We start from the raw sequence: 18,841 nt of genomic DNA on the forward strand, positions 1-18,841 counted from the left end.
TTACTTAATTGCTTGCGTCTTGATTCAGGACACCAGTCCCAGCGCGCGTTTCACCGGGCCAAAGCTGCGCCGATGATGTTCAGTTGCGCCATGTTCAGCCAGCTTTTCCAGATGGAAAGCCGTTGGATATCCCTTGTGCTGGGCGAAACCATACGCGGGATAAGTGAGGTCCAGCGCGGCCATTTCGGCATCGCGCGTCACTTTGGCAATGATTGACGCCGCACTGATTTCCGCGACGCGGCTATCGCCTTTAACAACAGCCATGGAAGGCATTGGCAGCGCCGGGCAACGGTTACCGTCGATCAGCACATACTCAGGCACAATCTTCAGGCCAGCAACGGCACGCTGCATCGCCAGCATGGTGGCGTGCAGAATGTTCAGATCGTCGATCTCATCCGGCTCTGCGCGCCCGAGACTCCAGGCCAGCGCCTTCTCTTTAATTTCATCGAACAGCGCCAGGCGGCGCTTTTCGCTCAGTTTTTTCGAGTCGTTCAGGCCAGGGATCGGGCGGGCTGGATCGAGGATCACCGCTGCGGTCACAACGGCACCCACTAACGGACCACGACCGACTTCATCCACACCGGCAACGAGGTGGGTATGGGGATAAATAAATTCCATCATTGTGCTAACTCCAGCACCGCATCGGCCGCCTGCTCATCAGCATTACAGCGGATCAGTTGATGCAGTTCACGGAAAGTATCATGCATCTGGTGGCTGGTTTTACCGTTGGCCAGCAGCGGCAGTAATGCATCAGCCAGTGCCTGCGGCTGGCATTCATCCTGCAAGAGTTCTTTCACCAGCTCGCGACCTGCAAGCAGGTTTGGCAGGGATACGTAGTCTGTTTTTACCAGACGTTTTGCCAGCCAGAAGGTAAACGGTTTCATGCGATAACCGACCACCATTGGGCATTTTGCCAGCATACACTCCAGCGCAGCCGTGCCGGAAGCCAGCAGTGCGGCATCGCTCGCAAACATGGCTTGCCGCCCTTTCCCGTCCAGCAGGCGGACGTGAAGATCCGGGGCAACCTCGGCTTTGATACGCTCAAACTGCTCGCGGCGTTTGGCATTCACCAGCGGCACGACCACTTCAAGGTCTGGGTACGTCTTGCGGAGAATTTGCGCCGTTTTCAGGAAATCGGCACTGAGCATTTCAACTTCCGCACCCCGGCTCCCTGGCAGCAGCGCCAGACAGTGCACATCATGCGGGATGCCCAGTTCGTCACGCGCCGCATTTTTATCAGGGTCCAGCGGCATGGCATCCGCCATGGTATGACCGATAAAACGGCACGGGACATTAAACCTGTCGTAAAACGCTTTTTCGAAAGGCAGAAAAGCCAGCACCAGATTGGTGGACCGTCCGATTTTGAAAACGCGTTTCTGTCGCCACGCCCACACGGACGGGCTGACGTAATGGATAGTTTTGATCCCCTGCTTTTTCAGGTTCCCTTCAAGGGTAATATTGAAATCAGGTGCATCAATGCCGACAAAGACATCGGGCTTGAGGTCGGTAAAGCGGCGGGTAAGATCGGCGCGAATATGCAGCAGGCGACGCAGGCGGCCCAGCACCTCGACGATGCCCATCACAGCCAGCTCTTCCATTTCATACCAGGCTTCACAGCCTTCGGCCTGCATCAGCGGCCCAGCCACGCCCACAAAGCGGGCATTGGGTACACGGGCTTTAAGCGCGCGGATAAGACCTGCACCAAGAATATCGCCGGAGGTTTCTCCGGCGACCAGGGCGATAGTAAGCGGACGACTGTCGACCATTAACGAATCAGACCACGGGTTGAACGTTCAAAGAATTCCATGAACGTTTTCACTTCAGGGTGCTTATTCGCCAGCTCGGCAATTTCCGGCTTCGCCTCTTCCAGCGTTTTACCGCTACGGTACAGCAATTTGTACGCGTTGCGGATCGCGGTAATCGCTTCGCGGCTAAAGCCACGACGCTTAAGGCCTTCAATGTTCACGCCAAACGGCGTGGCATGGTTGCCCTGCGCAATCACAAACGGTGGGACGTCCTGCGCCACACCGGAGCACCCGCCGACCATCACGTGTGCACCGATGATGCAGAACTGATGGACTGCGGTCATGCCGCCAATAATTGCGAAATCATCGACCGATACGTGCCCCGCCAGCGTTGCGTTGTTGGCGAGAATACAGCGGCTACCCACGGTACAGTCGTGCGCAATATGCGCATTAACCATAAACAGGTTGTCGCTGCCCACCTTCGTCAATCCACCGCCTTGCGTTGTACCACGATGAATGGTGACGCTTTCGCGAATGCGGTTACGATCGCCGATTTCCACGCGGGTCGGTTCGCCAGCATACTTAAGATCCTGGTTAACTTCGCCGATGGAGGCGAACTGATAGATCTCATTGTTGCAGCCAATGGTGGTATGACCATTCACGACAACGTGAGATTTCAGTACTGTACCCTCACCAATTTCGACATGGGGTCCAACAATACAAAACGGGCCAATGTGGACGTTTGCGCCAATGATGGCACCCGTTTCCACAATGGCGGTAGGATGAATAAAGGCGGATTTATCAATCACGTATCAGGCCTCCCGGCTACGCGCACACATCATTGTCGCTTCGCAAACAACTTTGCCGTCAACCATAGCTACGCCTTTGAAGCGAGTCAGGCCGCGACGCGTTTTTTCAAAAGTGACTTCCATGATCATTTGATCACCAGGCACGACCGGACGCTTGAAGCGCGCTTCATCGATACCCGCGAAGTAATAGAGTTCACCCGGCTCCAGTTTACCTACGCTTTTAAACGCCAGAATACCGGTAGCCTGTGCCATCGCTTCCAGGATCAACACACCCGGGAAGATAGGTTTACCAGGGAAGTGCCCCTGGAAGAATGGCTCGTTAACGGAGACATTTTTCACTGCGCGCAGAAAACGACCTTCTTCAAAATCCAGCACACGGTCTACCAGTAAAAACGGGTAGCGGTGCGGCAGAAGTTCTAAAATCTCTTCAATATGCAGAGTATGAGTGTCAGTAGTCAAAATACTCTTCCTGTCAAATGTACTAAGTAGCAATAATAACACGGCCTGCCGGTTTATAAACAAAGCCGACAGGCCGGGAAATTTAGCGTTAAACGGATGAACGCTTAGTCTTGTTGATCGATTTTGCGCTCAATCGCTTTGAGTCGCTTGCTCATATCATCAATATTCATCACCAGTGCAGCTGTTTTACGCCATACCTTGTTCGGTTGCAGCGGGATACCGGAGGAATAAACGCCGGGCTCAGTGATGGGACGCATCACCATACCCATCCCCGTCACCGTGACTTTGTCGCATATTTCCATATGGCCATTGATCACGCTGGCACCGCCTATCATGCAGTAACGGCCTATTTTCAGGCTGCCTGCCATGATAACACCACCCGCAACTGCGGTATTGTCGCCAATCACAACGTTATGTGCAATCTGGCACTGGTTGTCTATGATAACACCGTTACCAATAATGGTGTCGTCAAGTGCACCACGGTCAATGGTTGTGCAAGCGCCGATCTCAACGCGATCGCCGATAATCACGCGACCCAGCTGCGGGATCTTAACCCAGTTACCCCGATCGTTGGCGTAACCGAATCCGTCAGAACCAATCACCGTGCTGGACTGTACGAGGCAATTCTCGCCAATCTCAACCTCATGGTAGACAGAAACATTGGCCCACAGACGAGTCCCTGCGCCAATTTTCGTATTTTTTCCAACAAAGCAGCCTGGCCCAATCACCACGTTATCACCCAGCACAACGCCGGATTCGATAACGGCGTTTGCGCCGACTGCCACGTTGTTACCCAGCTGAGCCGTTGGATCAATCGCAGCGCTGGCTGCAATGTTCTGCGCTGGCTGCGGCGTGGTATCAAGAATTTGGGCCATGCGTGCATAGGTCAGGTAGGGATTTTTCACTACCAGTGCAGCGTTAGTGGCAAACGGAAGATCGTCCTGCGTCAGAACAACGGCAGACGCCTGGCACTGAGCCAGGTGTTCACGGTACTTAGGGCTTACCATGAAGGTAATAGTGCCTGCTTTAGCAGATTGCATGGACGCAACAGCGGTGATGACGATATCGCCATCACCGTGTAATTCTGCATCCAACTGCTGAGCTAAATCAGCCAGTCGAATTGAAGGCATTACTTATTTAACCTGTTTCAGAACATCAGCGGTGATGTCTTTAACATCGCTGCTGTTGAATGCAACGGCGTTCGCATCAACAACCAGATCGATGCTCTGATCGGCTGCTACTGCTTTAACGGCAGACTGAATACGCGTCACCAGCTTGCCACGCTCTTCGTTAGAACGACGCTGACGATCCTGCTCGAAAGCCTGCGCTTTCTGAGAGAAGGTCTGGCGCTGAGACATGACATCTTTTTCCAGTTTGCTGCGCTCGCTCGCTTTCATGGTAGAACCATCACGCTGTAAACGCTGCATCTTGGACTGAAGATCACCTTCCATACGTTGCAGTTCGCTCGCACGGCCTTTGAATTCGTTTTCCAGCGTTGCAGAAACGCCCGTTTTCTGTGCAACCTGCTGGAACAAATTACCCATGTTGACGATTGCAATTTTGTCCGCTGCCTGAGCAGAAGTTGCCATCGCTAAACCGAGACCTGCAGCTAATAACCACTTTTTCACAATTAACTCCTTACCATCCCATTGGCACCCGAGGGGTGCCGTTCTTTGCGTGGCAAGGCGACCGTTTTACCGATCGCCGGTTGTCAGCGCTACACTGCCAACGCATTCCATTGCAGCGGATTATTACCAGGTTTTACCAATGTTAAACTGGAACTGCTCCGCTTTGTCTCCATCGTATTTCTTGAACGGCTGGGCGTAGGAGAAGACCAACGGCCCCAGCGGTGACATCCATTGTAATGCGATACCTGCGGACATGCGAATGTTGCCCGGATCGCTGTAGTCCGGAACGCCCGCTGCACGCATCTGGGCGGTATTCTCCCAGTTGGTATCCCACACCGTACCTGCATCCATAAAGAAGGAGGTACGGACAGAGTTCGCGTACTTATCACTGATAAACGGCGTCGGCGTGATGAACTCGAGGCTCGCCACGGCCATGGCGTTACCGCCTACCGCATCATCAGAGCTACAGACTTGTTTTGAATCGCGGCTTGCGCAGTTATCTTCGTCATTACCGCCGTAGTAAACCGCTTTCGGACCAATGTTATTGGACTGGAAGCCACGAACGGTGCTTGAACCACCGGCGTAGAAGTTCTCATAGAACGGCAGCTCTTTGCTTCCGATACCGTCACCATAGCCCCAGCGGGTACGACCCAGTACGACCCACTTGTGGTCGTCATCAATTGGGAAGTAGGACGCCGTATCCAGAGTGACCTTGTAGAACTCGTTATCCGAGCCCGGGATCGTCACCTTACCGTTCAGGTTAACGCGTGAACCTTCCGTCGGGAAGTAGCCACGGTCAAGACGGTTGTAGGTCCAACCGTAGTTGAAGGTGAAGTCATCCGCGGCGAAACCGTTGTCATCGCTGGACGTACTTGCAGACTGACCGATGGAGTCCAGGTAACGCCACATCGCCACCTGCGGTTGCATGTTAGACAGGTCGTTATGCACGTACCCTAAACCTGCACGCAGGGTGTTGTATTCGTTAACCGGGAAGCCGAGCGTACCATCCAGACCGTAACTCTTGTTGGTATACGAGGAGAGGTCCGCGTCGTCCGCTTTAAAGTCGTTATAGAAGATACGACCACCCAGGCTTACACCGTCCACGGTGAAGTATGGGTTGGTAACGGAGAACTCAGAGTAGGTCTGGTAGTCGTTTTTCGTCCCGTTGATACCGACAGAGTAACCCGTACCCAGCCAGTTATCCTGCTGAACGCCGACCTGGAAGCTCACGCCACTTTCAGTACCGTAACCAATACCGAAGTTGAAACTACCGGTATTACGTTCTTTAACTTTATAAACAACATCCACCTGATCCGGACGACCTGGTACACGCTGAGTATCGGTATCGACCGTTTCGAAGTAGCCCAGACGGTTCAGACGCTCTTTACCCTGGTCGACCAGATCGCTTCCCAGCCATGCCCCTTCCATCTGGCGCATTTCACGGCGCAGAACGGAGTCTTTAGAGGTATCGTTACCTTCGAAGCGGATTTTACGCACGTAGAAACGGTTGCCCGCATCAACGTTAACGTGAAGCTTAACAGTCTTATCCGCGTCGTTAATTTCCGGCTGCGTTTGCACACGCGGATACGCATAACCATAGCGGCCGAGCAGCTTCTTAATGCTGTCTTCCATTTTGGTGACTTTAGATCCGCTATACAGATCGCCCGGCTGAATTTTGGTCAGCGATTCAATTTCAGCAGAATGTCCTGCCAGGTTGCCGCTGACTTCAACACCTGAAAGCGTGTATTTATCGCCTTCTGTGATGTTAACGGTAATGTAGATACCTTTCTTGTCCGGAGTCAGACTCACCTGAGTTGAATCGATGTTGAAACGGGCGTAACCGCGATCCAGATAGTAGCTGCGCAGGGTTTCAAGGTCACCCGCCAGTTTCTGTTTCTGGTATTTACGATCGCCTACCACGTTCCACCACGGCACTTCGTCACGCAGTTGGAAGTTGGAGATCAATTCGTCGGTGCTGAACGCGTGGTTACCCACGATGTTGATCTGCTGGATCTTCGCAGAAACACCTTCCTGGAAGACCAGTTTCAGGTCAACACGGTTACGTGGCAGCGGTGTAACAACCGCTTTAACGCTCGCGCTGTATTTACCGACGCTGTAATAGAAATCTTCCAGACCTTTTTCAATGTCTGCAAGGGTTGTGCGGTCCAGAGATTCCCCCACACGAACACCCGATGCCTCAAGGTTCTGCTTAAGCATGTCATCTTTCACCGACTTGTTGCCGGAGAAAGTGATGCTGGCAATCGTTGGACGTTCTTTTACCTGAACCACCAGCGTATCACCATCGCGCAGGACGCGGACGTCCTCAAAGTTGCCAGTGGCAAACAGAGCACGGATGGTGTTACTGATATCTTCATCATTAACCGTATCGCCGGGGCGCACAGGCATACTGAGGAGGGCCGCACCAACGGCGACACGCTGAAGGCCTTCGAAATGAATATCTTTCACTACGAACCCGTCAGCACCGTATACGGTCGCGCTGCTAAACAGCAGCGACGCTATGAGCAACTTTTTCATCGCCATCGTTATTATGCGTTCTTCCTAACTAACTCTCTTACAACCGAGAGAAATCATTGAAAAGTGCAAGCCCCATTAACAGCACCAGCAAAATCGAGCCAATGCGATAACTAAAGTCTTGAACTCGCTCGGATACCGGTCCGCCTTTTAGCTTTTCAATCGCTAAAAACAGCAGATGGCCCCCATCTAATACGGGAAGCGGGAACAGGTTGATTATCCCCAGGTTCACGCTAATCAGCGCAAGGAACATGAGATAGTAAATCACCCCGAACTCCGCTGACATCCCAGCCCCCTGAGCAATCGAAATTGGCCCACTGAGGTTGTTCAGTTTCACATCACCGGTTATCAATTTCCCCAACATGTTGACCGTAAGCTTCATCAGCTGCCATGTTTTATCCGTGGCCTCAACGATGGCGCTAAACGGCCCATACTGGCGTATTGTCTTGTACTCATCTGGCAGTGGGATCACTTTCGGCACAACGCCGGCAAACCCTTCCGCCTTACCGCCGCCCGATTTAGTATCCGGGGTGAGGGTCAGTGAGAGCGAACTCCCCTGCCTTTCCACTTCCAGCGCGAGCGGCTTGCCTGGATTATCGCGCACCAGAGTAACAAAGGTCATCCATTGTGTTAATGGCTGACCATCGACTTTAACGATCCTGTCACCCGCTTGTAAACCTGCTTTACTCGCTGCCGAATTAGACTGTACTTCGGCTAACACCGGCTCGATCTGCGCGCTGCGCGGGCGAATCCCCAATGTAGCGACTGGATCCTCTTTGTCTGGCTCAAAGCGCCAGTGGCGTAAATCCAGCACTTTTTCCTGCCGCTGGTCGGAACCAAAAGGCGATACGCTGACGGTTGTCTGCTCATCACCGATTTTCGCAACCAGTTGTAACCTCACGGCATCCCAATCAGGGGTTTCGATACCATCAATCGCTTTAAGTTCCATTCCCGGTGTAATTTGCGCCGGTGCCGCAATGGAACCCGTGGTGATTTCACCCACAACCGGGCGTACGCCAGGCACGCCGATAATAAACACCAGCCAGTAGGCGAAGATAGCGAAGATGAAATTGGCTACCGGTCCGGCAGCGATGATGGCAGCACGTTGGCCAACAGTTTTATTGTTGAACGCGCTATGTCGAAGTTCCGGGGCGACAGGCTCAACGCGTTCGTCGAGCATTTTGACATAGCCGCCCAGGGGGATCAGAGCAATGACAAACTCGGTGCCATGCTTATCGGTGCGCTTCCAGAGCGATTTGCCAAAGCCAATCGAGAATCGCTCTACCCGCACACCACAGCGCCGGGCAACCCAGAAATGGCCAAATTCATGCACGGTAATCAGTACACCCAATGCAACAATGAACGCCGCCAGATTCCAGAGAATGCTCAGCATAAAACCTTCCGTTATATCGTCCCAAACACCAGTAAAAGCAGGCAAGCAAATACGGGAACAGCCGCGGTAAGGCTGTCAATGCGATCCAGTATTCCGCCATGTCCTGGAATCAGGTGACCACTGTCCTTAATCCCTGCTTCACGCTTAAACATGCTCTCGGTTAAATCACCCAGTACCGATGCCAGCGCCGCGAAAATCGAACATACCAGCAGCGTGGAGGGGGCAACCTCAAGATTCGCCCAGACGCCATAGCCCCAGGAGATAATCGCTGCCGTAAACAGGCCGCCGATGAAACCTTGCCAGGTTTTGCCCGGAGAAACCTTTGGCGCCAGTTTATGTTTGCCAAACAGTTTACCAAACATATAGGCTCCGGAGTCAGCCCCCCAGACGAGAATCATCACATAAAGCAGCCATATTGCGCCGCTGTAGTGGTTTTCGTCATAGTGCCAGGCGCGCAGCGCAACCATACCCCAGAAGAACGGAACAATCGTGAGCAGACCAAAAATAAGGCGCAACACTTTAGAGTTACGCCAGATCGCCGCAGAGCCCGGGTAGAAAAGCACTAAAACAAGCGCAGCAATCCACCAGGCCAGCGATATCCATAAGGATCCGGCAACCAGCGGCTGGTGAACATCGTGATGATATTCAGGCAAGGTATACAGCATCAGGGCCAGTAAAAAACCACAGAGTACCGCCAGCCATACCCGCTGAGTGCGCGAGGTAAAGCCGCTAAGCTGCCCCCATTCCCACGCGGCGAGCATACACACCACCAACGTAACAATAGCGAATCCCACCGGAGGCAGTAAAAACAGCGCTGCGATAACGACGGGTATTAATACAAAAGCGGAAATCAGGCGATACTTCAGCAAAAGCTACCCCCATCAGGCGTTATCGCCACCAGGCTCGGTGCCGCCGAAACGACGCTCTCGATTGGCAAAGGCATGCAGCGCACCTTCAAAGTCTTGTTCATCAAAATCTGGCCAAAGAACATCCGTAAAGTAAAGTTCAGCGTAGGCAATTTGCCACAGCAAAAAGTTACTTATGCGATGCTCCCCCCCTGTCCTTATAACCAAATCCACGGGAGCCAGTTCATTCATGCAGATTTGCTGACTCAGCGCCTCTTCATCAATCTGGTCGGGTCTTAACAGCCCTTCCTGAACCTGCTCAGCCAAATGCCGAACCCCCTGGATAATATCCCAGCGTCCGCCGTAATTCGCCGCGATATTGAGCGTCAGGCCGGTATTATTTTCCGTCAGCGCTTCAGCTTTGCGAATCCGTTCCTGCAAACGTGAGTTAAAACGACTGGTTTCGCCAATAATACGCAAGCGGACGTTGTGGCGGTGCAGGCTTTTTACTTCACTATCGAGCGCCCACACGAACAGTTCCATCAACGCAGTCACTTCTTGCGCAGGTCGATTCCAGTTTTCACTGCTAAAAGCATAGAGCGTTAACGCATCAATGCCGTTATTGGCGGCAAAAGAAACGGCGCGGCGAACAGATTTCGCCCCGGCTTTATGCCCAAAGGCTCGTATCTTCCCTTGTCTTTTCGCCCAGCGGCCATTGCCATCCATGATGATTGCAACATGGCGACAGCCATGTGCTGGCAAGTTTTCGCTTATTGGTTGATTCGCAGACAACATAACGCGTTTTTAGTCCCTGAAAGGATTTAACGGTACACAGGAATACTGAAGCCTATACATAAAAAAGCCGTGTCATACCACGGCTTACCTGACCACTTAAAGCCAAATACCTGCGATCAGGTGGCGCAGACTATATCACTGAAGCCCAACGCTAACAAATAGCACGACGACTAGTGCTTGCTTTATCACCAGCTTGCGAGACGTGTCACCTGTTTACGCGCAACAATACGTGCCTGTTCATCCACGGCCAGCACCTCTTCCACACTCTGCGGCTCACGCAAATCCATCATCTCCAGTACGGATAAATTCAACGCGGCGATATCAGTAAAGCGGATCTGCTGATTCAGGAATGCTTCGACGGTCACTTCATTGGCTGCATTAAGCGCCGTTGTCGCCGCCTGCCCCTGATCGAAGGCCGTCATCGCCAGTTTCAGGCAGGGATAACGGTCGTAATCAGGCTCGCTAAACGTCAGTGAACTCAGCTTGCAAAAATCGAGAGGCTTAACGCCCGATTTTACGCGGTTTGGCCACGCCATCGTATGAGCAATAGGCGTACGCATATCCGGCTCGCCCAACTGGGCCAGCACGCTGCCGTCCTGATAGCGCACCATCGAGTGAATCACCGACTGCGGGTGGATCAGCACTTCCATCTGTTTCGCCGACGCATTGAACAGCCAGCGAGCTTCAATGTATTCCAGACCTTTGTTCATCATGGTGGCCGAATCGACGGAGATCTTACGCCCCATTGACCAATTCGGATGACGACACGCCTGATCCGGCGTCATTGCGCTCAATTCAGACAGTGGCGTTTCACGGAACGGGCCACCAGACCCGGTAAGCAGAATCGACACAACGCCATTCTGCTCCAGGTCAGCGTACCCCAGGTTTTGTTGAAAAGGTTGGGGTAAACTCTGAAAAATCGCGTTGTGCTCGCTATCGACCGGCAAAAGACGCGCCCCACGCTGTTTTACCGCCTCCATAAAAAGGCGTCCGCAGGTGACCAGCGACTCTTTATTTGCAAGCAGAACATCTTTTCCCGCATCAATAGCGGCAAGCGTCGGCAGAAGACCCGCCGCCCCGACGATTGCCGCCATTACCTGATCAACTTCATCAAGCGAGGCCATATCGCAAGCCGCCTGTTGCCCGCTGAGCACTTCGGTACGACAGCCCTTCTCCTGCAACAGCGCTTTCACCTGGCGGGCGCTCTCTTCATCATCCATCACCGCAAAACGAGGGGTAAACTCCATGCACTGTTCGACCATTCGCTGCACGTTTTTTCCGGCCACAAGTGCGGTCACGGTGTAGCTGTCGGGATTATGACGTACGACGTCGAGAGTGCTGCAACCGATAGAGCCGGTCGAGCCGAGGAGAGTGAGATGCTTCATGAGATGCCCAAAAGTTAGACCAGATAAAAGCAAAACGCCGCCAGCAAGACTCAATGTCCTTCTGAACGGCGTTTATCAGTGTATAGCGAAAATCAGAACTGCATCAGTTCCGCTTCTTTTTCTGCCAGCGCCGCATCAATTTTCTTGATCGCCGCGTCGGTCATTTTCTGAATGTCGTCCTGAGAACGACGATCGTCATCTTCGCTGATCTCTTTTTCTTTCAGCAGGGCTTTCACTTTATCGTTCGCATCGCGACGCACGTTACGCACGGAAACGCGACCCTGCTCTGCTTCACCACGTACGACTTTGATCAGGTCTTTACGACGCTCTTCCGTCAGCGGAGGCAGTGGAACGCGAATATCCGCGCCCGCTGAGCTTGGGTTCAGACCCAGGTCAGATGCCATGATCGCTTTTTCAACGGCCGGGCTCATTGAGCGATCGAACACGTTGATTTTCAGGGTACGGGTATCTTCTACCGTCACGCTCGCCAGCTGACGCAGTGGCGTAGGCGTACCGTAGTATTCTACGATGATGCCATTCAGCAGGCTTGGGGAAGCACGGCCAGTACGGATTTTGCTGATTTGGTTTTTGAACGCTTCTACGCATTTGTCCATGCGTACTTCAGCATCTTTTCTGATGTCGTTAATCACGATACGAATCCTTGAAAACTTGTCTCAGGCAGACTATCCGCCAGCACAGCGCTACAGGTGTGCTAAGTATAGTCGCGTTTAATTCATGACAGCGCCAAAGGCGCGTCCAGGTAAGATACCACTACAAAGTAAAGCGGAATCTTACCTGTATTTATCGCCGACGGAAATTATTCCGTGATCAAAGTGCCTTCTTTTTCGCCCATCACGACGCGACGCAGCGCGCCAGGTTTGTTCATGTTGAAAACACGGATCGGCAGTTTATGGTCGCGAGCCAGCGTGAAGGCGGCAAGATCCATCACTTTCAGCTCTTTATCCAGCACTTCGCTGTAGCTCAGCTGATCGTACATGGTCGCGGAAGGATCTTTTGCCGGGTCGGCAGTAAACACGCCATCTACTTTGGTCGCTTTCAGCACCACATCGGCTTCGATTTCGATACCGCGCAGGCAGGCTGCGGAATCGGTGGTAAAGAACGGGTTACCCGTACCGGCGGAGAGGATCACCACGCGGTTGTTGCGCAGCAGGCTGATAGCCTCTGCCCAGCTGTAGTTATCGCATACGCCATTCAAAGGAATAGCGGACATCAGGCGAGCGTTCACATAGGCGCGATGAAGCGCATCACGCATCGCCAGGCCATTCATCACGGTTGCCAGCATCCCCATGTGGTCGCCCACTACGCGGTTCATCCCCGCTTTCGCCAGACCAGCACCACGGAAAAGGTTGCCACCGCCAATGACCACGCCAACCTGAATACCCAGTTCGACCAGTTCTTTGATTTCCTGTGCCATGCGATCAAGGATGCTTGCGTCAATACCGAAGCCTTCCGATCCTTGCAGCGCTTCGCCACTCAGCTTAAGCAGAATGCGTTTGTACACGGGTTTTGCATTGGTAGCCATGTTTCTTTCCTGAGACTGTCAACGATTAAGATGGGGTTAATTCTGGCGACATGATATGTCGCATATCAGCACAGCGATACTGGAGCCTGTCTGATTTCGTGAGACGGGTGACAAAAAGAAGCCGCCCTCAGGCGGCTCCTTTTCAATCATTAAGACTGCTTGGACATGGCAGCAACTTCTGCTGCGAAGTCAGTCTCAACTTTCTCGATGCCTTCGCCCACTTCGAAGCGGATGAAGCCAGTCACGTCAGCGTTGTGCTCTTTCAGCAGCTGAGCAACAGACTTGCTTGGATCCATTACGAAAGGCTGGCCAGTCAGAGAAACTTCGCCGGTGAATTTCTTCATGCGGCCTTCAACCATTTTCTCTGCGATTTCTTTTGGCTTACCAGACTGCATCGCGATGTCCAGCTGAACCTGGTACTCTTTCTCTACCACTTCAGCAGACACGTCTTCTGGCTTAACGAATTCTGGTTTGCTTGCAGCGATGTGCATTGCCAGCTGTTTAACCAGCTCTTCGTCAGCGCCTTTAGCCGCAACCAGAACACCGATACGCGCGCCGTGCTGGTAAGAGCCCAGAACATCGCCTTCCAGGGAAGAAACGCGACGGATGTTGATGTTCTCACCGATTTTAGCAACCAGCGCAACACGCTCTTCTTCGAACTGTGCTTTCAGCACTTCAACGTCAGTGATTTTGCCTGCAACCGCTGCGTCCAGAACTTTGTTAGCAAATGCCTGGAAACCAGCATCTTTAGCAACGAAGTCAGTCTGGCAGTTAACTTCCAGAATGATGCCGTAGTTGCCGTCGATTTTGGTGATGATCACGCCGTCAGCAGCAACGTTGCCTGCTTTCTTAGCTGCTTTGATCGCACCGGATTTACGCATGTTTTCGATTGCCAGCTCGATGTCGCCGTTCGCTTCGGTCAGCGCTTTTTTGCAATCCATCATGCCTGCGCCAGTACGCTCACGCAGCTCTTTTACCAGGGATGCGGTAATTTCAGCCATTCTTAAATCCTCGGGAGATGTGAACTGCCCGGCCGGGAGCCAAACAGTATAAATTGAAAAAAGGGGCCGATAATGGGCCCCTATTCATACACGGTACTAATAAGGGGTAAAACCTTATTATTCAGCTTCTACGAAGCTTTCTTCCGCCTGAGAAGCCAGATCCTGGGAACGGCCTTCACGAACGGTAGCAGCTACAGCGCTCAGGTACAGGCTAACAGCACGGATTGCGTCGTCGTTACCCGGGATAACGAAGTCAACACCGTCCGGATCGGAGTTGGTATCAACGATAGCGAATACCGGGATACCCAGGTTGTTAGCTTCTTTGATTGCGATGTGCTCATGGTCTGCATCGATTACGAACAGCGCGTCTGGCAGGCCGCCCATATCTTTGATACCGCCCAGGCTGTTTTCCAGCTTGTCCAGTTCACGAGTGCGCATCAGCGCTTCTTTTTTAGTCAGCTTATCGAAAGTACCGTCCTGAGACTGGGTTTCCAGATCTTTCAGGCGCTTGATGGACTGACGAACAGTTTTCCAGTTGGTCAGCATGCCGCCCAACCAGCGATGGTTCACGAAGAACTGGTCGCAGCTGTTAGCAGCATCTTTCACAGCTTCGCTTGCAGCGCGCTTAGTACCAACGAACAGAATCTTACCTTTACGGGAAGAGATCTTGCTCAGCTCAGCCAGGGCTTCGTTGAACATTGGTACAGTCTTCTCAAGGTTGATGATGTGAACTTTGTTACGTGCGCCGAAGATGAAAGGCTTCATTTTCGGGTTCCAGTAACGGGTCTGGTGACCGAAGTGAACACCAGCCTTGAGCATGTCGCGCATGGAAACAGTTGCCATGTTTAAAACCTCTATATTGAAAGTTGGGGTTATGCCTCCACGTATCCCATATTACCGACCCCGAAGGGCACCCCGGAATATGTGCCGATACGTGTGTGTTGTTACACAAAGTGAGATTTGTCGCTCCCGTCCAGCCTGTGTATCTGAGATGGATCGGAAGTCCGGCGCGCTTTATATCACAAAACACGGCCAGAAACCAATAATTGTTGGCGGAGTGTGCTGTTAATGATTCTCAATTTGGCACGGGGTGCGCCTGACTGATACCATTGACAACACTTACACTAGTATTGTCGAAAAAATCGACACCGATGGACAGATTACATGGCTATCTCTATTAAGACACCTGAAGAAATTGAAAAGATGCGCGTCGCCGGTCGTCTGGCCGCTGACGTGCTTGAAATGATCGAACCGTTTGTGAAACCGGGCGTCAGCACCGGCGAACTGGATCGCATCTGTAACGACTATATCGTCAACGAGCAGCACGCGGTCTCCGCCTGCCTTGGCTATCACGGTTTTCCAAAATCCGTCTGCATCTCTATTAATGAAGTGGTTTGCCACGGCATTCCGGATGACGAGAAGCTGCTGAAAGATGGCGATATCGTCAATATCGACGTGACCGTCATTAAAGATGACTACCACGGTGACACCTCTAAGATGTTCATCGTTGGCAAGCCAACGATTCTGGGCGAGCGCCTGTGTAAAGTCACTCAGGACAGCCTCTACCTGGCGCTGAAAATGGTGAAGCCAGGCATCCGCCTGCGCACCATCGGCGCCGCAATCCAGAAGTTTGTGGAAGCGGAAGGTTTCTCCGTGGTGCGTGAATATTGCGGTCACGGTATTGGTCGTGTGTTCCATGAAGAACCGCAAGTTCTGCACTATGATGCAGACGACGGTGGCGTAGTGCTGCAAAAGGGCATGACCTTCACTATTGAGCCAATGGTCAACGCGGGCGATTACCGCATCCGTACCATGAAAGATGGCTGGACGGTAAAAACCAAAGACAGAAGCTTGTCTGCCCAGTACGAGCATACTATTGTGGTTACAGACAACGGCTGCGAAATTATGACGTTGCGCAAGGATGACACCATCCCGGCGATACTGACGAACATTGAGTGATAAGAAGCCGGCGAATGCCGGCTTTTTTAATGGCGATAGCTTTTTCTTATGGGTGGCGCACGATGAGTAATCTCTTACCCGAACAGTATGCTAACACAGCACTTCCCACCCTCCCCGACCAGCCTGATAACCCGGGCGTCTGGCCACCGCATGAGCTGACCTGCGCACATATCAAATCCCATATGGCGGTTTTCCATCGCTGGCTGGGTAGCGCATTTGATGCAGGCGTCTCAGCCGAACAGCTCATTGAAGCGCGCACCGAATTTATCGACCAGCTCCTGCAACGTCTGTGGATCGACTACGGTTTCGGGCAGGTGAGCGACGTCGCGCTGGTTGCTGTCGGCGGATATGGCCGGGGTGAACTGCATCCGCTCTCTGATATCGACCTGCTAATCTTAAGCCGTAAAAAACTGCCGGACGATCGGGCGCAGAAAATCGGTGAGCTGTTGACCCTGCTCTGGGACGTGAAGCTGGAAGTGGGTCACAGCGTGCGCACGCTGGAAGAGTGTCTGCTGGAAGGGTTATCTGACCTGACCGTCGCCACCAATTTAATTGAAACCCGCCTGCTGATTGGCGACGTGGCGCTGTTCCTCGAACTGCAAAAGCACATCTTTAGCGACGGCTTCTGGCCTTCAGAAAAATTCTTCGCCGCGAAAGTCGAAGAACAAAACCAGCGCCACCAGCGCTATCACGGCACCAGCTATAATCTCGAACCGGATATTAAAAGCAGCCCCGGTGGCCTGCGCGATATCCACACGCTGCAATGGGTCGCCCGTCGCCATTTTGGGGCCACCTCGCTGGACGAAATGGTCGGTTTTGGTTTTCTGACCGAAGCCGAACGTAACGAACTCAACGAGTGCCTGCATCTGCTGTGGCGCATCCGTTTTGCGCTGCACCTGGAGGTCACCCGCTACGATAACCGCCTGCTGTTTGACCGGCAGCTTAGCGTGGCGCAGCGCCTGAATTACCAGGGCGAGGGCAACGAGCCGGTCGAGCAAATGATGAAGGATTTCTTCCGCGTCACTCGCCGCGTCTCTGAGCTGAACCAGATGCTGTTACAGCTGTTCGATGAGGCGATCCTCGCGCTGACGGCAGACGAAAAACCGCGTCCGATTGATGACGAATTTCAGCTGCGCGGCACGCTGATCGATCTTCGCGACGAAACGCTGTTCATCCGCGAGCCGGAAGCGATCCTGCGAATGTTCTATACCATGGTGCGCAACAGCACGATCACCGGGATCTACTCCACTACCCTTCGCCATTTACGCCATGCGCGGCGTCATCTGAAGCAGCCGCTGTGTTACATCCCGGAGGCGCGCTCGCTATTCCTGAGCATGCTTCGTCATCCGGGCGCCGTCAGCCGCGGTCTGCTGCCGATGCACCGACACAGTGTATTGTGGGCCTATATGCCACAGTGGTCGCATATTGTCGGGCAGATGCAGTTCGACCTGTTTCACGCCTATACGGTGGATGAGCACACGATCCGCGTCATGCTCAAGCTGGAAAGTTTTGCCAGAGAAGAGACGCGATCCCGCCATCCGCTGTGCGTTGATTTGTGGCCGCGCCTCTCTCACCCCGAACTGATCCTGATCGCCGCCCTGTTCCATGATATCGCCAAAGGTCGCGGCGGCGACCACTCCGTACTCGGTGCCCAGGACGTGCTGAAATTTGCCGAGCTGCACGGCCTGAACTCACGTGAGACGCAGCTTATTGCCTGGCTGGTTCGCCATCATCTGCTGATGTCGGTTACCGCTCAGCGTCGTGATATTCAGGATCCGGAAGTGATCAAGCAGTTCGCCGAGGAAGTGCAAACGGAGAACCGCCTGCGCTACCTGGTCTGCCTGACGGTAGCCGATATCTGCGCTACCAACGAAACCCTGTGGAACAGCTGGAAGCAGAGCCTGCTGCGCGAACTGTACTTCGCCACCGAAAAACAGCTGCGTCGCGGGATGCAGAACACCCCGGATATGCGCGAGCGCGTGCGCCACCACCAGTTGCAGGCGCTTGCCCTGTTGCGCATGGATAACATTAACGAAGAGGCACTACATCAGATTTGGGCGCGCTGTCGCGCCAACTACTTTGTGCGCCACAGCCCAAACCAGCTTGCCTGGCACGCCCGGCATCTGCTGAAGCACGACCTGACGAAACCAATGATTCTGCTCAGCCCGCAGGCCACGCGTGGCGGAACGGAGATCTTTATCTGGAGCCCGGACCGGCCTTATTTGTTTGCGGCGGTCTGCGCCGAACTGGACAGGCGTAACCTGAGCGTTCACGACGCGCAGATTTTTACCACCCGCGACGGCATGGCGATGGACACCTTTATTGTACTGGAGCCGGACGGCAGCCCGCTGTCGTCGGACAGGCATGAGGGGATACGCTTTGGCCTCGAGCAGGCGATTACGCAGCGCAGCTGGCAACCTCCGCAGCCGCGACGTCAGCCAGCAAAACTGCGCCACTTTACCGTCGATACCGAGGTCAATTTCCTGCCGACCCATACCGACCGTAAATCGTTCCTTGAGCTGATTGCGCTCGACCAGCCAGGGCTGCTCGCCCGCGTCGGCCAGGTTTTTGCCGATCTGGGAATTTCGCTTCACGGCGCCCGAATTACAACCATTGGCGAACGAGTAGAAGATTTATTTATAATCGCGACGGCCGACCGGCGTGCCCTTAATAATGACCTGCAACTTGAAGTGCAACAACGGTTGACAGCAGCCCTCAATCCAAACGATAAAGGGTGACGTGTTTTT

The 18,841-nt window shown here is 53.3% G+C and carries 17 protein-coding genes; 2 read left to right on the forward strand and 15 right to left on the reverse strand.

Translation table 11 applies throughout. The features are described 5' to 3' along the window. Positions 1 to 24: 24 nt before the first annotated feature. The 15 genes from rnhB to rpsB form a co-directional block, all read right to left on the reverse strand. Positions 25 to 621, reverse strand: a complete 597-nt coding sequence (gene rnhB, locus C3451_RS05690) for a ribonuclease HII (RefSeq protein WP_022647112.1) — start codon at positions 619 to 621, stop codon at positions 25 to 27. After that, positions 618 to 1,766 carry a lipid-A-disaccharide synthase gene (gene lpxB, locus C3451_RS05695; RefSeq protein ID WP_023305467.1) on the reverse strand — a complete coding sequence of 383 codons (1,149 nt, stop codon included), beginning with the start codon at positions 1,764 to 1,766 and terminating at the stop codon, positions 618 to 620. The genes rnhB and lpxB overlap by 4 nt, the downstream gene beginning before the upstream one ends. After that, entirely contained in the window at positions 1,766 to 2,554 is a 789-nt protein-coding gene (gene lpxA, locus C3451_RS05700) for an acyl-ACP--UDP-N-acetylglucosamine O-acyltransferase (RefSeq protein ID WP_003856164.1), read from the reverse strand. Before lpxA ends, lpxB begins: the two co-directional genes overlap by 1 nt. A 3-nt stretch (positions 2,555 to 2,557) precedes the next feature. After that, a complete protein-coding gene (gene fabZ / locus C3451_RS05705; RefSeq protein WP_003856165.1) occupies positions 2,558 to 3,013 on the reverse strand; it encodes a 3-hydroxyacyl-ACP dehydratase FabZ in 456 nt (151 codons plus the stop codon). 104 nt (positions 3,014 to 3,117) lie between these two features. Further along, a complete protein-coding gene (gene lpxD, locus C3451_RS05710) occupies positions 3,118 to 4,143 on the reverse strand; it encodes a UDP-3-O-(3-hydroxymyristoyl)glucosamine N-acyltransferase (RefSeq protein WP_022647110.1) in 1,026 nt (341 codons plus the stop codon). Positions 4,144 to 4,146: 3 nt separating this feature from the next. Further along, positions 4,147 to 4,641, reverse strand: coding sequence for a molecular chaperone Skp (gene skp, locus C3451_RS05715; protein WP_006810039.1), 495 nt, complete (start codon positions 4,639 to 4,641; stop codon positions 4,147 to 4,149). Positions 4,642 to 4,764: 123 nt separating this feature from the next. Then, entirely contained in the window at positions 4,765 to 7,182 is a 2,418-nt protein-coding gene (bamA, locus tag C3451_RS05720) for an outer membrane protein assembly factor BamA (protein ID WP_022647109.1), read from the reverse strand. Positions 7,183 to 7,213: 31 nt separating this feature from the next. Beyond that, on the reverse strand, positions 7,214 to 8,566 hold the full coding sequence (gene rseP, locus C3451_RS05725) for a sigma E protease regulator RseP (protein WP_124304248.1): 1,353 nt from the start codon (positions 8,564 to 8,566) through the stop codon (positions 7,214 to 7,216). 11 nt (positions 8,567 to 8,577) lie between these two features. Continuing rightward, positions 8,578 to 9,435 carry a phosphatidate cytidylyltransferase gene (cdsA, locus tag C3451_RS05730; RefSeq protein ID WP_003856175.1) on the reverse strand — a complete coding sequence of 286 codons (858 nt, stop codon included), beginning with the start codon at positions 9,433 to 9,435 and terminating at the stop codon, positions 8,578 to 8,580. A 12-nt stretch (positions 9,436 to 9,447) separates the two neighbouring features. Continuing rightward, on the reverse strand, positions 9,448 to 10,206 hold the full coding sequence (gene ispU, locus C3451_RS05735; protein WP_003856176.1) for a (2E,6E)-farnesyl-diphosphate-specific ditrans,polycis-undecaprenyl-diphosphate synthase: 759 nt from the start codon (positions 10,204 to 10,206) through the stop codon (positions 9,448 to 9,450). Between the two features lie 185 nt (positions 10,207 to 10,391). Next, positions 10,392 to 11,591: a 1-deoxy-D-xylulose-5-phosphate reductoisomerase gene (gene ispC, locus C3451_RS05740; protein ID WP_023299367.1), complete on the reverse strand. Its 1,200-nt coding sequence runs from the start codon at positions 11,589 to 11,591 to the stop codon at positions 10,392 to 10,394. 92 nt (positions 11,592 to 11,683) lie between these two features. Next, entirely contained in the window at positions 11,684 to 12,241 is a 558-nt protein-coding gene (gene frr / locus C3451_RS05745; protein ID WP_124304249.1) for a ribosome recycling factor, read from the reverse strand. A 167-nt stretch (positions 12,242 to 12,408) separates the two neighbouring features. Further along, positions 12,409 to 13,134 carry a UMP kinase gene (gene pyrH, locus C3451_RS05750; RefSeq protein WP_008501910.1) on the reverse strand — a complete coding sequence of 242 codons (726 nt, stop codon included), beginning with the start codon at positions 13,132 to 13,134 and terminating at the stop codon, positions 12,409 to 12,411. A 149-nt stretch (positions 13,135 to 13,283) separates the two neighbouring features. Further along, a complete protein-coding gene (gene tsf / locus C3451_RS05755) occupies positions 13,284 to 14,135 on the reverse strand; it encodes a translation elongation factor Ts (RefSeq protein ID WP_015572722.1) in 852 nt (283 codons plus the stop codon). Positions 14,136 to 14,252: 117 nt separating this feature from the next. Further along, entirely contained in the window at positions 14,253 to 14,978 is a 726-nt protein-coding gene (rpsB, locus tag C3451_RS05760; RefSeq protein ID WP_022647105.1) for a 30S ribosomal protein S2, read from the reverse strand. 321 nt (positions 14,979 to 15,299) lie between these two features. On the opposite strand from rpsB, the gene map reads away from it, so the two are divergent. Both map and glnD read left to right on the forward strand, forming a co-directional pair. After that, complete coding sequence (gene map / locus C3451_RS05765; protein WP_022647104.1) at positions 15,300 to 16,094, forward strand: type I methionyl aminopeptidase; 795 nt, start codon at positions 15,300 to 15,302, stop codon at positions 16,092 to 16,094. A gap of 62 nt (positions 16,095 to 16,156) precedes the next feature. Beyond that, positions 16,157 to 18,832, forward strand: a complete 2,676-nt coding sequence (glnD, locus tag C3451_RS05770; RefSeq protein ID WP_032676702.1) for a bifunctional uridylyltransferase/uridylyl-removing protein GlnD — start codon at positions 16,157 to 16,159, stop codon at positions 18,830 to 18,832. The last annotated feature ends 9 nt before the right edge of the window (positions 18,833 to 18,841 follow it).

The sequence above is a fragment of the Enterobacter sp. 301B genome (genome assembly GCF_003850715.1).
GTDB classification, from domain to species: domain Bacteria; phylum Pseudomonadota; class Gammaproteobacteria; order Enterobacterales; family Enterobacteriaceae; genus Enterobacter; species Enterobacter intestinihominis.

What these genes read in the sequence shown, in the direction of transcription:
- rnhB (WP_022647112.1), bottom strand. Translation starts at nt 621, where the DNA reads ATGATGGAATTTATTTATCCCCATACCCACCTCGTTGCCGGTGTGGAT.
- rseP (WP_124304248.1), bottom strand. Translation starts at nt 8,566, where the DNA reads ATGCTGAGCATTCTCTGGAATCTGGCGGCGTTCATTGTTGCATTGGGT.
- map (WP_022647104.1), top strand. Translation starts at nt 15,300, where the DNA reads ATGGCTATCTCTATTAAGACACCTGAAGAAATTGAAAAGATGCGCGTC.
- lpxD (WP_022647110.1), bottom strand. Translation starts at nt 4,143, where the DNA reads ATGCCTTCAATTCGACTGGCTGATTTAGCTCAGCAGTTGGATGCAGAA.
- ispC (WP_023299367.1), bottom strand. Translation starts at nt 11,591, where the DNA reads ATGAAGCATCTCACTCTCCTCGGCTCGACCGGCTCTATCGGTTGCAGC.
- rpsB (WP_022647105.1), bottom strand. Translation starts at nt 14,978, where the DNA reads ATGGCAACTGTTTCCATGCGCGACATGCTCAAGGCTGGTGTTCACTTC.
- lpxB (WP_023305467.1), bottom strand. Translation starts at nt 1,766, where the DNA reads ATGGTCGACAGTCGTCCGCTTACTATCGCCCTGGTCGCCGGAGAAACC.
- tsf (WP_015572722.1), bottom strand. Translation starts at nt 14,135, where the DNA reads ATGGCTGAAATTACCGCATCCCTGGTAAAAGAGCTGCGTGAGCGTACT.
- glnD (WP_032676702.1), top strand. Translation starts at nt 16,157, where the DNA reads ATGAGTAATCTCTTACCCGAACAGTATGCTAACACAGCACTTCCCACC.
- bamA (WP_022647109.1), bottom strand. Translation starts at nt 7,182, where the DNA reads ATGGCGATGAAAAAGTTGCTCATAGCGTCGCTGCTGTTTAGCAGCGCG.
- ispU (WP_003856176.1), bottom strand. Translation starts at nt 10,206, where the DNA reads ATGTTGTCTGCGAATCAACCAATAAGCGAAAACTTGCCAGCACATGGC.
- pyrH (WP_008501910.1), bottom strand. Translation starts at nt 13,134, where the DNA reads ATGGCTACCAATGCAAAACCCGTGTACAAACGCATTCTGCTTAAGCTG.